Annotated in this window: 11 protein-coding genes, 1 tRNA gene and 1 pseudogene; 4 read left to right on the forward strand and 9 right to left on the reverse strand. The window is 25.5% G+C overall.

Annotated features, from left to right (window positions below; translation table 4 throughout):
• The first annotated feature begins 137 nt into the window (after positions 1-137).
• Together D2845_RS06425 and D2845_RS06430 are read left to right on the forward strand one after the other, a co-directional pair.
• A complete protein-coding gene (locus D2845_RS06425; RefSeq protein ID WP_110858378.1) occupies positions 138-4,556 on the forward strand; it encodes a hypothetical protein in 4,419 nt (1,472 codons plus the stop codon).
• Between the two features lie 70 nt (positions 4,557-4,626).
• Complete coding sequence (locus tag D2845_RS06430) at positions 4,627-5,814, forward strand: Mbov_0401 family ICE element transposase-like protein (RefSeq protein ID WP_110858377.1); 1,188 nt, start codon at positions 4,627-4,629, stop codon at positions 5,812-5,814.
• A gap of 283 nt (positions 5,815-6,097) precedes the next feature.
• Here D2845_RS06430 and ychF read toward each other — a convergent pair whose 3' ends face one another.
• On the reverse strand, positions 6,098-7,201 hold the full coding sequence (gene ychF / locus D2845_RS01900) for a redox-regulated ATPase YchF (RefSeq protein WP_110858260.1): 1,104 nt from the start codon (positions 7,199-7,201) through the stop codon (positions 6,098-6,100).
• A gap of 145 nt (positions 7,202-7,346) precedes the next feature.
• Between ychF and D2845_RS01905 the strand changes: the two genes are divergently transcribed.
• The gene (locus tag D2845_RS01905) at positions 7,347-7,913 is read left to right on the forward strand and encodes a thymidine kinase (RefSeq protein ID WP_110858261.1); all 567 of its coding nucleotides are present in this window, start codon (positions 7,347-7,349) and stop codon (positions 7,911-7,913) included.
• An 89-nt stretch (positions 7,914-8,002) separates the two neighbouring features.
• On the opposite strand, the gene D2845_RS01910 is transcribed toward D2845_RS01905, so the two are convergent.
• The 6 genes and pseudogenes from D2845_RS01910 to msrA form a co-directional block, all read right to left on the reverse strand.
• Positions 8,003-8,078, reverse strand: a tRNA-His gene (locus tag D2845_RS01910).
• A 125-nt stretch (positions 8,079-8,203) separates the two neighbouring features.
• On the reverse strand, positions 8,204-9,994 hold the full coding sequence (locus D2845_RS01915; protein ID WP_110858262.1) for a S41 family peptidase: 1,791 nt from the start codon (positions 9,992-9,994) through the stop codon (positions 8,204-8,206).
• Positions 9,995-10,135: 141 nt separating this feature from the next.
• The gene (locus D2845_RS01920) at positions 10,136-11,899 is read right to left on the reverse strand and encodes a S41 family peptidase (RefSeq protein WP_110858263.1); all 1,764 of its coding nucleotides are present in this window, start codon (positions 11,897-11,899) and stop codon (positions 10,136-10,138) included.
• Between the two features lie 629 nt (positions 11,900-12,528).
• Positions 12,529-12,834, reverse strand: a complete 306-nt coding sequence (locus tag D2845_RS06435; RefSeq protein WP_002882072.1) for a hypothetical protein — start codon at positions 12,832-12,834, stop codon at positions 12,529-12,531.
• Between the two features lie 42 nt (positions 12,835-12,876).
• A complete protein-coding gene (gene msrB / locus D2845_RS07005; RefSeq protein WP_416371573.1) occupies positions 12,877-13,308 on the reverse strand; it encodes a peptide-methionine (R)-S-oxide reductase MsrB in 432 nt (143 codons plus the stop codon).
• 105 nt (positions 13,309-13,413) lie between these two features.
• A pseudogene (gene msrA / locus D2845_RS07010) lies at positions 13,414-13,806 on the reverse strand (peptide-methionine (S)-S-oxide reductase MsrA); the annotation flags it as partial.
• Between the two features lie 362 nt (positions 13,807-14,168).
• Here msrA and D2845_RS06440 point away from each other — a divergent pair.
• Positions 14,169-14,903, forward strand: a complete 735-nt coding sequence (locus D2845_RS06440; RefSeq protein WP_040545238.1) for a hypothetical protein — start codon at positions 14,169-14,171, stop codon at positions 14,901-14,903.
• 149 nt (positions 14,904-15,052) lie between these two features.
• Here the strand turns inward: D2845_RS06440 and D2845_RS01940 are convergent, their stop codons facing one another.
• Positions 15,053-15,427 carry a F0F1 ATP synthase subunit epsilon gene (locus D2845_RS01940; protein ID WP_002882069.1) on the reverse strand — a complete coding sequence of 125 codons (375 nt, stop codon included), beginning with the start codon at positions 15,425-15,427 and terminating at the stop codon, positions 15,053-15,055.
• An 8-nt stretch (positions 15,428-15,435) separates the two neighbouring features.
• Entirely contained in the window at positions 15,436-16,881 is a 1,446-nt protein-coding gene (gene atpD / locus D2845_RS01945; RefSeq protein ID WP_002882067.1) for a F0F1 ATP synthase subunit beta, read from the reverse strand.
• Positions 16,882-16,887 lie beyond the last annotated feature (6 nt).

Consider the following 16,887-nt stretch of genomic DNA (forward strand, 5'->3'; position numbering starts at 1 on the left):
TAATTATAACATTTTGTTATAATTAAAATAACCAAAAGAAAAAGAAATCTGTTTAAATACATATTTAGTCAAAAATATGTATATTTTGTTATTTTTTCAAAAACTTGCAAATAATATTCACAAAAAAAGGAGTTAAAATGATAAACAATTCAAATAATAATTCAAATCAAGATAATTTAAATAATCAAATACCCAAAAAGAAATCTAAGTTCAAAAAGTTTTTAATTGCTTTTGGAACAATTTTAGGTATTTCAGCAGTTGGATTAGGAATCCGTTCAATCCAATCATCCAAACATTCAAAAAAAATCAATGAAACATCTCATCAAGATTCATCTCAAAAAAATCCTCAATCCCAAACCAAACAAGATAATAAACAAAATCTTGTTTCTAATCAATCAATTTCCAAAGAAATCAATCCATCTATTAATAGTTTTAAAAATGAATTATTAACATATAGTCCTTCAGTTTTAACAAGTACATCATCTCAATCATCAGTTCTTCATTCTAAATCTTTTAACCTAAAACTAACATCTTTAGTTTCTTCACCACCAAAATATAACTACTTTACTAGTCATAGAGCATTAATAAATCCTTTTGTCAATGGATCAAATTGATTTGATGAAAGATTTTTTAATGAATTAGAAGAACAAATCAAAAGAATTATTAATAAAAAACCAAGAACTGATGAACTTTTAATAACAGAAAAAAATGTTACTAAACACCTTCAATCAATCATTGAAAGATTGTCAAAAGTCCCAGATGAAGTCTTAAGAATCTTTCAAACTATCTCATCAGATTTTAAAATAGATTACTCAAATCTACTTAGAACAGGTGATTTACCTTTTCACAAAATCAAAGATTCAAAACTTAGGTCTTCTGCACTAACATTAATCAATTTAGCAACTTTAATCAAAAAAAGACCATCTGTTTTCAAAACTTTATTATTGTCTGACATAAAAAACTTTAAACTTGACATTGAAGAAGTTTCAGAAGTAATTCCACATTTTAAAAGAACAAACAATCAAGAACTTGACCAATATATCACACTTTTAACTTTAGAAAAAACAATAAACTATTTAAAAACAAAAGTAACTAAAATTAATAAAAACAATCCAAGTTATTGAGATAATAATGCCAAATCTTGAGATGATATCAATTATCATTTTAATATAAATAAATATTATTCATTTTGGTTAAAACTTGTTTCAACATATATTCCTAAAAAAGACCAAAAACCTTTTTTAAAAGCACTTTCAGCTGCTGCTTATGACACACCTTCATCAGTTTGAGTTGATAATGTTTCATATTCATCTCAAACTTTCCCAATTTGAAAACCAATCATTTCTCAATTAATTGAATTCAAATCCTCCAATAAAAACACTATTTCATCCAAAATAATCCCATTTTTATCCCAAATTAATAGAACTGAGTATTATCAATCTAAAAACAACATTAAACCTTCATTAAAAGCAATTTCTCATTTCTTTATAGCATCTCAGTTTAAATACTTTGCTTATTATTACTTTAGTCATCTTCATATGTTTGATTATGACTTATTAGAATCAACTTTAATTGATTACATCCCTAGATTTTTTGATGATATCAATAAACTTGACCTTTTTGATAAAAAAGTTTCTTCAACAATCAAATCATCCATAAACCACATAATACAATTAACTGAAGATTTATTCACAAAAACAAAAAAACTTCCTTCAACCAATTTATCAAATAACCAAAAAAACCAAACAAAACTCAATGACCTTCAAAAACAATTCTCTCAACTCAAATCTTCTTATCACAGTTATTTATCTCACTCTAAAACTAATTTTTCAAACCAAGGTTCAAAAATCTTAGCAGATTTAAAAAAAATCTATCATCAATTAAAAAAAGACCATGACCAATACTCTACAACATCCAATAAAAAACCTTTATCCAAAATCAAACAAATCCAACAATCAATCAAAGATTGAAAACATTATTTGTTTTTATTATTTAAATCTTCATATCCAAACAAATTATTAAAATCAACAACTACTTTCAATTCTTTACTAAATCAATTAAATGAACTAAAAACTTTATCTTTAAGAAGTTCTAACCAAAATCAATATTCTGATTTAAACAATGATAACTTTTTATCAAAATGAAATGATTTTTTATTAAAAGCAATTAATTTTGATATTTGAAACAAAAACATTAATTTCAAAAAACTTTTTTCTGATGACCCATCTTCTTCACTTTACCCATACATTGCTTTACAAATTGATTTTGAACGAACTAAAAGATTTAAGTTTATTGATAATAACATCACCATTGAACTAAAAGATATTGATTTAAGTACAATAACTAAAAACAACATTAAATTATTAGTTTCTTCGCCTTATGATCTTGTCATTGATAAAAATATCCAAAAAGTTGAAACAAATCTAGATGGTTCACAAACAACAATCACATTTGAATTAATTTTAAATAAAACTCCATTATTTGAAAAGCAAACTATAATAAAAACTTTAAAATTAACAGCAACTTCAGAAAAACTAGATATATTCAAAAAAATCAAAGAAAAACAACAACAAATTGAAAACTTGTTTACTGATAACAACATAACTTCTGAAACAATGAAAAATGAGTTCCAAGACTTCAAATCAATTTGAGATAATTATCAAACCAAAAAAATGTCTAAGTTTGACAACAAAAAACAATTAAGAGACTTTGAAAAAAAACTAAAAGAATTACAACAAATTGAAAATCAATTCAAAGAAAAATATGCTGAATATTTAATTCAACTAAAGAAAAAATTAATTGAAAGATTCAAACAACAATATGACAATTTTATCAATGAAATTGACAAATTAAAAGAAAAGAAGTTCAAAAAAACGATTTCTTCATTTAAAGCAAAAAATTGAATTGAATGACAAAAACAATTTAATGTTTATTCACAAAAAAAAGAGTTTATTAATTCTTTATCTAAGTCAAACACTGAAGACTTCTCAATTGCATCACATATTGACATGCAGAATTACTTAAAGTTTTTAGAAGACTTAAATACAAATCTTCAAAATGAAATTGAAAGAATAAATAAACTATTTGATATTTCAGATTTAAAACTAAACCTTCCAATTACAAATCAAACTCCTAAAGAAAAATTAATTGAAGCATTTAAGAATGAAATCCCAAAAGAATTAAATGTTCAAGAAAATATTGATTTTCAATTAGAAATTAAATATGCTAACTATGGTATTTTAGGAGAAATCAAGTTCATTGCTGATGATTCTAAAAATAAACTAGTTGGTGAATTGTTAATCCCAATTTCTATGATTAATAAAGATATTTCCAAAATAAAATTAGGTATTCCAATATCTAATTCAACAAAAAAAGAAGATATCATTGCTACATTAATAAAAAAATTAGGTTTTGAAGTTATTGAAAATGTTGATTTCAAGTTCTTTAAACAAAAATCAACAAAAACCAATGAAGGTTTTGTTTTGATATCATCACAAGGTTTAAAAATAACAGGTCAACTTCAACATCAAATCCAAAAAATCTCAAAAGATGATATTTCAGATTTAATTTTCAATCTTGATTTTACAAAACCAATAACTAAACCAATCATCAAAGAAAAATTAATTGAAGCACTTGGATACAAAGTTGATGAATGACTTGATTATGAAATAAATATCAAAGAATCAACTTCTACTTCACCTGGTTTAATTACAATCACAACAACTAACAATAAAATCACTGGCAAAAAAGAAATTGTTATTCCTCAAAAAAATCAAATTGATTTATCAAAACTTGAATTAGATATTAAAGATAAAATTACTTTGTTCACCAGAAAAGAAGATATCATTGAATCCTTCAACAAAGCACTTGGATTTATTCCAACAGAAGGAAATGACTATGCCTTAATTTTATATAAAGACCCAACTTCTTGAACTGGTCATGCAATATTTTTCCCAAGGTCAACCATTTTTGAATCCGGTGAAAATAAACATTTAAAACTTGACTATAATCAACCTCAAACAATTGATATTTCAAAATTAATTTGAACAAAAAGAGTAACAAATCACACTCCAGTTTGAGAAATAACAGAAGAGTTTATTGCACTAGCAAGAACATCTTGGTTCCAACCTGAACCACAGTATGATTTTACATATGAAATAAAAAGACCAACTAAACAAAAAGAAATTGGAACACTCAAATTCATTGGAAAAGGTTTAGTTTTACAAAACCAATTAGAAATCCCAATTTTTTACACTGACCAAGTAAATGAAAAACCAGAACCAAATCTTCCAGTTGAAGACAATTCAAACCCAAATCAATCTCAAAATGATAAAGAAACATCTCAAGATAATAATTCATCTTCACCAATAGAAACTCCACCATCACCTTCAGACCCAAACTTCATCCCAAAAATCATTGGTGGAACACTAACTGGATTAATCTTTTTAGCAGTAATTCTTTCTGTAGCAATTGTTTTTATTAAAAAACATAGAAATAGAATTAAATTAGAATTAAGTGAAGAAGATTTTGACAATGACGAAGATAATAATGAGTAAAATAAATCTTCTTTTTATAAAATCAAGATATACTTTTTCAAAATGAAATAAATAATATAAGGATAAAAAAATGCTTGATGAACAAAAAAATTATGATTTAAACATTTTAGAATTATTAAAAAAAGACATTGAACAAGCGGATTTAGATTTTAGACATTCAAAAAAAAGATTTAATAAAAAACTTTGAGTTCACTCAAAGATAAAAAAGAAAATCATTTTAAAAAATGGAGTTTTAATTGTTTATGTAACAAAATACATTAAAAAAGAAAAAAACAAACCTACTAAAACTTATATCTTTGACAAACATCCACTTCTAAAAAATAAATATAAAAATATTGATTCTTCAGTTTATCAATCAGTTATTCAAGATTTTTTAAATGGATATAGTTATCGTCAAAATGCTAAAAAACATAACATTTCCTTAGGTTCTGTTTGAAGCATCATTAGACATTTCAAAATAGAAAAAAATAATTTAATTTCTTTTAAAAAAAAGTTAAATAGTAATTCAACCAATGTTGTTTATATCTCAGTTGATGATACCTATCATAAGTTTTATATTAAAAAGAATGTTGTTCACAAAATCAAATTCAAAATCATCAATTTTTTTATGTTAAATCAATATAAAAAATTAATTAACAAAAATCACTTTTTAATTCTTGATGATACATCCAACAAAATAACTTATCCAGTTTCAGTTTTATCTGAAAAAATCAAAAAGATAATTTCTTATTGTTATGGTGAAAACATTAAATTAGTTGTAACCGGAGATGGTGCATCTTGAATTAAAACTCTTGCAAACAAATTAAAAGCAAAATATATCCTTTGTAGATTCCATATATTTCAAAAACTTAAAGTTATTTTTAACAACTCAAAAGAATTGAAACTTATGTTAAAAAAGTATTTTAATGAAACAGGAATTGCACTTGATAGAATTATTAATAAATTGTTAAGATATCAAAAATATCAAGATTTAATTAAATTATTAAAATCTTCACTAGATAATTTAAAAGAGTATTTTAATTTATCAAGATGAACTCATCTTTTTAACTTTTATAAATATATAAAGAATAATTTAAATGGTTTAATAGATGTTCCTATTAATGATAATTTGTACTTTGGCAATGTAGCAGAATCCTTTGTCAGTCATCTTGTGAAGAAAAAGATTAAGAGATATTGAAGTATTTATAGTATCAATTCAATTTTGTTATTAATTACAAAAGAAACATCTGGTTTGTATATTGAAAACTATATATTTTAAAAAATAAATAACTTTTTTACAAGGATTTTTTATCCTTGTTTTTACCTTAAAAGAAATTAAATATTTTTTAAATCATTCTTTATTTTTATGTTATAATTTATAATGTAATAAGTTTGGTTTATATAACTACACTTAATTCTTGACATTACCAAATATTTTTTCATTTTAAACAAAAAAATAAGTTATAGAAACATTTAATTTATAATAAAAAAAGCAAATGCAACAGTGTTGCACTTGAACTTTTCATTTAGGAATAACTGGCTTTTAACCAGTTATTTTTAAATTATTTTGCAATTTTGAAATAGCAAACATCCCCATCTTGCAGCAAATAGTTTTTACCTTCCAAAAACATTTTTCCAGCTTCTTTAGTTTGTTTTTCACCTTGATAAAAAATATAATCTTCATATTTGATAATTTCAGCTTTTACAAATTTTTTTTCAAAATCAGTATGAATGATTCCAGCACATTGTGCTGCATTCATTCCTTTTTTAAAAACTCATGCCCTTGTTTCAGTTTCACCAGCAGTAAAATAAACTGCTTGATTTAATAAATAAAAACTTTTTTTAATAATTTCATCTAATCCAGAGTGAAGAATATTATATTCATTCAAAAACATTTTCTTTTCTTCAAAAGAAAATTGTGAGATTTCATATTCTAATTTAATACAAACTGGAATAACAATTTCATCAAATTTTTCAAGATATGCTTTTAAAGCTAAATAATGTTTTGCTTGATCAAGATTTTTATAAGATTGTTCATCCAAATTAGCAACATAGATTGTTGGTTTGCTTGTAAGAAATTGATAATTTTTAACAATAAATCATTCATCATCATCAAAAGCAATGTTTTTTAACATTTTTTCATCTTCCAAATATGACTTGATTTTTAAAAGAATTTCATATTCTTTTTTTAATTCTTTATCATTTGAATTAATTGCTTTTTTGGAAATTCTTGATATGACATTATCAACCATTTGTAAATCTGATAAAATCAATTCTAAATTAATAATTTTCATATCATCCAATGGATTAATTTTGTTTTTAACATGAACAATATCATCATTTTCAAAACAACGAATGACATGCACAATTGCATCAACTTCACGAATATTAGCTAAAAACTTATTACCAAGTCCTTCGCCTTTAGAAGCGCCTTCAACTAATCCAGCAATATCAACAAACTGAAATGTAGCAGGCGTAATTTTTTTGGTATTAACAATTTTAGCAAGTTGATATAGTCTTTCATCTTCCAAATTAACAATTGCAACATTTGGTTCAATTGTTGTAAATGCATAATTTGCTGATTCTGCTTCATTTAATGTTAAAGCTGAAAAAAGTGTACTTTTTCCAACGTTTGGTAATCCAACAATTCCTGCTTTTAATGACATAAGTTTACTCCTAGTTTTGCAATCCAAAAATTCTAAATTTTATTATTAATTAATAATTTTAATTGAATATCAAAAAAATAAAAAATAAAAGATATGATTATTAAATCATTTGCAAGAATTAAAAAAAGAAGGGGATTAATTTAAGATGTATAAAAAATTTTCAGATGGGATGATTGAAGTTATTACTGGACCAATGTTTAGTGGTAAAAGTGAAGAGCTATTAAAAAAATTAAGAACTTTATCATATGCTAAATTTGATGCATTAGTAATCAAACCAGATTTTGATAGTCGCTTTTCTAAAGATGAAATTGTTAGTCGTTGTGGATTAAAAGAAAAAACATTTACAATTAAAGATATTAAAGATATTTATTCCTTATTAGAAAAGAAAAAATATCAAGCAATCTTAATTGATGAAGCACATTTTTTTTCAAATGAATTGGTTGATGTTGTTGATGATTTAGCAAACAAAGGTTATTTAATTATTGTGGCTGGATTAGATCAAGATTATCAAAGAAAACCATTTGGACCAATACCAAATTTAATGGCAATTGCTGAAAAAGTCACAAAATTACAAGCAATTTGTGTAGTTTGTCAAAATATCGCTACAACTTCTTATAAAAAAATTAACAATCATCAATTACATTTTTTAGGTGATTATGATGAATATGAAGCACGTTGCCGTAAATGTCATAATAAAGGAAATAATTTGTAATTATTCCTAAATGGAAGTTCAAGTGCAACACTGTTGCATTTGCATTTGCTTTTTTTATTATTTAGTAGATAAAAAAGAAATAAAAAAAATGGGGCGTTCGAAGGGGATCGAACCCTCGTATGCCGGAGCCACAACCCGGAGCGTTAACCACTTCGCCACGAACGCCATAATTTTTGCTTTATTATTTTAACATAAAAAATTAAATCATTCAATAAAGATTTAAGGATTTAAAAATATTTCAATTTACATAATAAAACACCACAATTTACAATGGTGTTTTATTTATGAAATTATTGTTTGTTGACTGCTGCGATTGCTTTTTTAATTGCATTGTCATCATAGAAGTCTTTATAATCTAATTGATAATCTGGATCAATCCCACTTTCAATTTCTTTATTATCTTCTCCTTGAACAGCATTGTTTGGTGAACTCATTGTTAAAGTTGTTCCATCATTGAATGTAATTGGGAAAACAGCTGACATTCCGCCCCCAGTTTTTTGACCAATAATTTTAGCAATACCCATTTCTTTGACAATGCTTGTTCCTTGGTTAGCAGCACTAAATGTATTTAAACTAACTAAAATATTTCATTTGTATTTTTGGTCATAGTCATGAGGTTTAAACTCATCACTTTTTTGTGTATCAACATTAGCTTTAGTTATACTTGCAATTTTATTTAGTTCATTATATTCACGATTTAAAATTTGTTTATTTGTCATGAATCCAAGTGCTCGAATCATTGCATAAACACTTCCACCCCCATTCATTGACAAATCAACAAGAATATTTTTAACGGTTTCTTTTTCCTTAACTTTTTTCATGAATTCATACATTAAATAATATGTATCATATTTTCAAGCATCGTTTTTTTGGTTTTGTTCTTTAGTTCCATCAAAAAAACCAAATGTTCTTAGTATAGCAGTTTGATCATTGTCAATAAATTTTATATGATCATCCAATGTATAATTTCTAATATCTTTAGGATATTTCTTATGAAAATTCTTTTCTAACATATCTTTTGTATCAAAGAATCTGTTGTAATATTCACCATAATATTTTTTTGGATCTTTTTTTAATTTTGATTCACGCAGTGATTCTTCTGATGATAAATCATAATATGAAAATGAATCTAATCTTGTATGCAATTCATTTAATTTTTTATGGAATACATTTATATATCCTTCATGAAATTCATCGGGATTAGTTGATAGAATTTTTTTCTTATCTTCATTGCCAATATAATCTTCAAATGAAGTAATTTTTTTGTAATCTTTTAATCCATAAAAATAATCCATTGCAAATAATAAATGATTGAAGTTAACAACCCGGTCTTTTATTGTTTGTGGTTTTTTGGCAACTGTTGCTTGGTTTTTAATTCTTTGGCGAGCCTCAGGTGGGAATGTGGCTGAAGAATATGAATCAATGCCGCCAAATACATTTGTAAATGTGTCACCGTTAAAATAAATATTATTATAATTTTGACTCATAAATAAAGTATTAAAAATTAAGAAAGGAATTAAAATTTTTTGATCTTTATAAATGATGTCCATATGGTATTTAGATAAATCAAAAGTAATCCCATTTTCATTTTCATACTTAACTTCATAATCAAGTTCTAAAAATTGATTACCATCTGTTAATTCTTGCGGTTTTAGAATGCTTCAAAAAAATGTAGTACCATTGACAAAAATGGTGTTTTTTTCTCAATCAATTACCATTTGGGCTGTAACTTGACCATCTTCATCTTTTACTTCATAAATTTTTTGATGTTTTTCATAATCGACTCTTGAAATAAATTTCGTTGGATCAATAAATCCATCTAGTGCTTTTAAAAATTCATCAAGGTCCACAAAAGCCATTTCTTCCTGATTTTTAATCCGATAAACTGATAAATTATTATCATTGATTGTATATTCAGGATTGTAATTTTTAAATGAATGCTGTGTGACAGACATTTTTAGTTGGCTATCAGGAATTTTTTTGTTTTCGCAACTTGCTGAAATTACTGAAATTGGAATAATGCTTGTTGCAATAATTGGTAAAATTGTTTTAAAAAATTTTGTTTTATTTCCTTTTTTCATATAAATATTAAATAAAAAATTCCTTGTTTTTTTGGGACAAGTCCCATAAGAATTTTATTCCTTAATTTTTAAACTAAAAATAAAATATAAACTAAAAAATTAAAAAATTCCCAATCGTATTTATTTGGGAATTTTTGTAATTTAATTTCTTGATGCATTTAAAGCCTGGTCAATTGCTGCGTCGTTGTAAAAATCTTTGTAATCAAGTTTAATGTCTGGTTCAATTCCGCTTTCAATTTCTTGATTATTTTCACCATGAACAGCGTTATTTGGCGAACTAATTGTGATTGTTGTTCCGTCATTTAAAACAATTGGCATAATTGCTGACATACCACCCCCTGATTTTTGACCAATGATTTTGGCAATGCCCATTTCTTTGACAATGCTTGTTAATTGGTTGGCTGCACTAAATGAATTCATTCCCACTAATAAACTTCAGTTATATTTGTCATATGCGTCGCCATCATATTTGCCATCGCCATTTGTATCAACTTTTGATTTACTTAAATCAGCTCTTTGATCAAGAACATTATATTCACGGTTTAAAATTGGTTTATCTGTCATAAATCCAAGGGTTCTTATCATTGATAAAACACTTCCGCCACCATTAATTGCAATATCTAAAACAATATTTTTAATTTCAGGTTTTTTTGCAACTTCTGCCATTAAGTGACGCATTAAGAAATATGTATCATGTTTTCAAGCGTCTTTCGAAGCTATTTCTTCAGCCGTTCCATCTTTAAATCTTAAAAGCGTAACAATTGCTGTATTGCCATGATAACGAATATAATCTTCAGGTTGAAATTCACTTATTTTCTTTTTAAATTTTTCTTCAAATTGTTTTACTAATGATTCACGGTTGTTATTAAATTCATTAAAATAATCACCAAAATCATCTGGTCTTTTTAAACGGTTTCGCAAATGTTTTTCATGGTATCCATCATAATATGAAAGGGTATTAATTCTTGTATGCAATTCATTTAATTTCTTATGAAAAATATCAATATATGCTTGATGAAATTCCTCGGGATTGATTGATAATAATTTTTCTTTGTAACTAGGACCAATTCAGTCTTCAAATGACTTAATTTCTTTATATTGCTTTAATCCATAAAAATAATCCATTGCAAACATTAAATGATTAAAATTAGCTTCACGTTCTTCTTTTGTTGGAGTAAGTTGACTAATTTTTGCATCTTTAATGATTCTTTCCTTAAAATCATCTTTTTCATCAGTTGGAAAAATATCGACTGCGGCTTCAACGTTTGTAAATGTATCACCATTAAAATAGATATTGTTATATGCTCAACTCATAAACAAAGTATTAAAGACTGAAAATGGAATTAAAACTTTTTTATCTTTATATAAAATATCCATCTTATATTTAGATAAATCAAATGTTATTCCTTTATCATCCTCATTTTTTGACTCATATTCAGTTTGTAAAAAACGACCTGAGTCAGTTAATTCGCGAGCTTTTAAAATTTGAAAGAAAAATGATGAACTTGGAGTAAAAATTGTATTTTTTTCTCAATTGATAACAAGTTTATTTAAGATTTTCCCGTTTGTATCAATTACTTCATATATTTTTTCATTATTATTTTCATCAATTTTAATATTATAACTTTCTTCATCAACCAATCCACTTAGAGCGTTTAGAAATTGATCAACATCAATATAAATCATTTCATTTTTATTTTTAATCCGGTAAGCTAATAAATCATCTCTTTCTTGGATTGTATATTCTTTATTAAAATTTTTGAAACCATGCTTGCTAATTTCAAATTCAAGATGATTATCATTAATTGGCTTAGTATTTTCACATCTTGCTGATAATAAAGCAACCGGGAATAAACTAAGAGCTGCTGCACTCAAAAAATATTTTAATGTTTTTTGTTTTTTCATATTTTTTTGATATATTCCTTTCTTATTTATTAATTTTTAAATTATTAAAATGAAAAAATGGGGGTATTTTTCTTAATTATTTCTTATTATTAACATTTTTATAGAAAATAAATTTTTGTTAAAAAATTAGCAAAAATAAAACAAATTTTTTAATTTTATTTTCCTTTTTTTAAAAAAAATCCTATTTTTTTGTTGATTTTTAAAACTATATCCAAATTATTTGGAATGAAACAAAATAAGTATTTTTAAAATTACTAAAAAAATCCGAGTTTAACCTTATTTAAAAGTTTAAAATTTTATTTTAATTCAAAACTACTTTATCAATCAAAATAAAAATTATCTTTATGAACTGCTATATTGTTTTTTTATATTATTAAACTAATATAAATAATAATTCATTTAAGCAATTTTTGAACATAAAAAAATATAAAAAAGCAAGTTTATTATTAAAACCTGCTTTTTTTGATTCATTTTTTTAATTTTGTCATCTTAAAGTGATACAGAACTAGCAAAACTACACTCTGCTAATCGAAGTTTTAAAAATATTCCTTCAATTCTAATATTAGGTTTAATATTAGTTATAACAAATTTTTAAAATTAACATTAAATAAGAATTTTTTTATTTGATTTTAGTGTTTTTTCAAAATTGGTTGTGAATGACTCTCTAAAGTGTTTAAAGCATCTTTAAAATCATCGTTATTTTTTTCTTGATTGTTTAAAGTTTGATTTGCTTCCTCAAGAATTTTTTTGATCTGTTCTTTTTCTTCCTCAGTTCAATCCTTTTTTTCTTTTGAAAGATTAATAACTTTTTGAATTCCTTGTTTAAGCTTGAATTTTGGACTTGAAACCCGGGCAGCAATGACTGTTGCAGCAATCGTTGTAATAGTTGCGAATGTTGTCAAACAAATTAATGATACTTTGGTGATTTTTTTCATTTTTTTTAACCTTAAAATTTTTAAATAATCGAATTTATATTTTTATTTAACAAATTCTTTATATGCAGAATAACCTTTTTCATCCATTTCTTCATACGGAATGAAATCCAAAGCTGCACCATTAATACAGTATCTTAATCCGCCCATTGCTTTTGGGCCGTCATTGAAAACATGACCTAAATGATTATTGCCTTGTCCCGATCTTACTTCAGTTCGAAGCATGTTGTGCGAAGTATCTTCAAAGTATAAAATACTTTTTTTAGCAATTGGTTCTGAGAAACTTGGTCAACCACATCCTGCATCAAATTTTGTTGATGATGAAAAAAGTGGTTCACCCGTGATTTTTTCAACATAAATTCCCTTACGATACTCATTATTTAAAAAAGAAGTATGTGGTGCTTCAGTTGCCGAATTTTTTAGTACTTCATAACTTAATTTGTCCAAACTAAGTTCTTTTCTTAATTGCTTGATAATTTCTTTGTCCTTGCTTGTTAATCCATAATTAGCATTTAAATTAACATGACAATATCCATAAGGATTTTTTTGTAAATAATCTTGATGATATTCTTCCGCAACAACAAAATGATCTAAAGGTTTTAGTTCAACATAAAAAGGATCATAATCTTTTTTTAGATATGCAAATAATGCTTCAAGTTTCATTAAATCAGCATTATCTTGATAATAAACGCCAGTTCGATATTGAATACCAACATCATTTCCTTGTTTATTCAAAGAACTTGGGTTAATAATCTTGAACAAATACAAAATTAATTCTTCTAATGAAACTAAATTTGGATCATAGGTGATTTTTAGTGTTTCTGCATGTTGGGTATTTTTTAGATTTTGATAACTAGTTTCTTTGGTAATGCCATTTGCATAACCAACTTCTGTATCAACTACACCTTTAATTTTTGCAAAAAATGCTTCAACACCCCAAAAACATCCGCCAGCAACATAAATAACTTTTTCCATAAATAACCTCCAACTCCTTAAAAATGTTTAATTTTCTTTCATATTAAAGCGCATTAAATTAAATAAAAACTACAAATATTTTACCTTTTTTCAAAAATAAATTAAAAACTTAATCCAAGACAAAAAATAAAAGTTAAAACAAACAAATTTTTTTAAAAATATCTCAACTTAAACTATACTATTTTTAAAAGATTTTGTTACCTTTTTTTATAAATATTTATTTTATTTATAAAAAAGTAGAAATTTTTTTTACACTTAAATAGTTAAAATCACTTCAGATTTGCATAAGATAAGTTATAATTTTAGGAATATAAAATCTTTCTCATTAAACTAAAACAAATTAATTATTGAGGTTTATAAACATGCGAAAACTATATTTTTTAGATTGAAACAAATTATTTGCCCATGGTGATGACATTTTTTGAAAAGATGAAATAACATTATTAAATGCTTTAAATGATTCAATCATTATCAAAGATCAATATTTAAAACTTTATGATGAAGAAGACAATAAAATTTATGATGCACCCCTTTCTTTTGTTGATAGTTTAATTGAAATTTTAAGTGATACTAATGAATCTAAAAAATTAAGCTTTTGAACAATCATGGATAATTTAGAAAATTATGATAAGAAAAAATATGACAAAGCACTTTGTTTCTTAATGCATCTAAAATATAAAGTTCAAGATTACCGCACATTTTTCTTTTTAACACTAGGAATTAAACTTGTAAAAAAATTAACGCAAATTATGACAAACTATATTAAAGATAAATATGGATTAATTGCTAAAACAGGTTATAATGACATTTTTGATGAAGATATTTATTTTTATCATGATGCTGAAGTTAAAACTTATCAAGATGAAATTAATGATTTTTACAAAAATATTTTAAAAAATGTTGGAATTGATTTTGAGCTTGGTGATTTGTGTCTAAAAATGTCTTCATTAACAAATCAGGATGAAGAAGAAGACAATAATTTCTATTTATCAAATGCAATTGAAAATACAATTAATGATTTTTGACAAATATTTAAACCTTCAACAAACCAATTATTAGAGTTAGATAATTTGTTAGAAAAAAAATATAATGTTTAAATATTTTTATTAGTTTTATGTTTAAGATATTTAACAAAATTTTTTTTAATAATAAAAAATATTTATAACAGCAAAAAAAGTTTATTTTTAAAATGCATCAAACTTTTTTTAGTTTACAAAAAAATACAGAAACTGGTTTTTCTGTATTTTTATAAATTGTTTTTTTGTTCAGCAACTTTCTTTTTAACGTATAACTCTTCAATCACAGTATATCTTGTTTGTTGGTGTGATTTTTCGAATTTTGTTTCCAAATCAAGCGCCTTTGTATCAATATTATTGACAATTAAAGATAATAAATTATTTTTAAATTCAACAATTCCGCGATCAATATAAAAAATTTTATTTTGATTATTCTTGGTTTTAATAATTACTTGTGATGGTACCAAAGCAGCTAAAAAAGGTGTTGCATCTTTCATCAAGCCAATCTGGCCTTCAGTTGTTGTAAAAGTAACAATTGGCGTTTTTGTTTCATAATAGACACCATTTGGTGTGCTTATTACTAAATTTATTTCTTTATCATTCATAACATAAATTAAGCTTCAAAATTATAACCAAGAGTTTTTGCTTTTTCAATCACATCTTCAATTGTTCCCACATATAAAAATGCTTCTTCAGGTAAATTGTCATATTTACCACTTAAAATTTCCTTAAATGATCTGATTGTATCAGCTAGTTTAATGAATTTCCCAGCAATTCCACTAAATTTTTCAGCAACAAAAAATGGTTGTGATAGGAAACTACGAATTCTTCTTGCTCTTGCAACAACTTTTTTATCTTCTTCAGATAGTTCATGCATTCCTAAAATTGCAATAATATCTTGTAATTCTTTGAATCTTTGTAAAATATTTTGCACTTCTCTTGCGGTATTATAATGTTCCAAACCAATAATATTTGGATCCATCATTCTTGAATTTGAACCAAGTGGATCAATTGCTGGATAAATTCCAAGTGCGGCGATATCACGATCTAAAACTGTTTTAGCATCAAGATGTGTAAACGTTGTAGCCGGCGCTGGATCTGTTAAATCATCAGCTGGAACATAAACTGCTTGAACAGATGTAATTGAACCTTTGTTTGTAGAAGTAATTCTTTCTTGCAACTGTCCCATTTCCACAGCTAATGTTGGTTGGTAACCAACGGCTGATGGCATTCTTCCTAAAAGTGCTGAAACTTCAGAACCTGCTTGGGTGAATCTAAAAATGTTATCAATAAATAACAAAACATCTTGTCCCATTTCATCCCGAAAATATTCAGCCATTGTTAGTGCAGTAAAGGGAGCTCGCATTCTGGCTCCAGGGGGTTCATTCATTTGTCCAAAAACTAAAGCTGTTTTATCCAAAACACCACTTGCTTTCATCTCATGGTATAAGTCATTACCTTCCCTTGTTCTTTCCCCAACACCTGCAAAAACTGATAATCCTCCATGTTGCTTGGCAATATTATTAATTAATTCCTGAATTAAAACTGTTTTGCCAACCCCAGCACCACCAAATAAACCAATTTTTCCACCCTTAATATAAGGGATTAAAAGATCAATCACCTTAATTCCTGTTTCAAAAATTTCAAGTGTTGATTTTTGCTCTTCAAACCCAGGTGCACTACGATGAATTGGCATTTTTTTAGCAAATTCACCACCTAATAAATCAATTGGTTCACCTAAAACATTAAACATTCTTGACAAAATTTCTTGTCCAACTGGCGCTGAAATTGGTGCTTTTAAATCTAAGACTTTCATTCCCCGTCTTAACCCAATTGTTAGACTCATTGCAATCGTTCGAACTGTATCATTGCCAATATGTTGGGCAACTTCTAAAATTTGTTTATTATGAGGATTTTTTTCATCAATAACTTCAAGTGCATTGAGCATCTTAGGCGCTTTACCTTCTTCAAACCTAACATCGATAACTGCACCTAAAATTTGTGTGATTACCCCATAATTTAATTCTTCTTTTTTATTTTTTGTCTTTGTTTGTGCCATTTTATA

The sequence above is a fragment of the Metamycoplasma alkalescens genome (assembly GCF_900476125.1).
Classification (GTDB): domain Bacteria; phylum Bacillota_I; class Bacilli_A; order Mycoplasmatales; family Metamycoplasmataceae; genus Metamycoplasma; species Metamycoplasma alkalescens.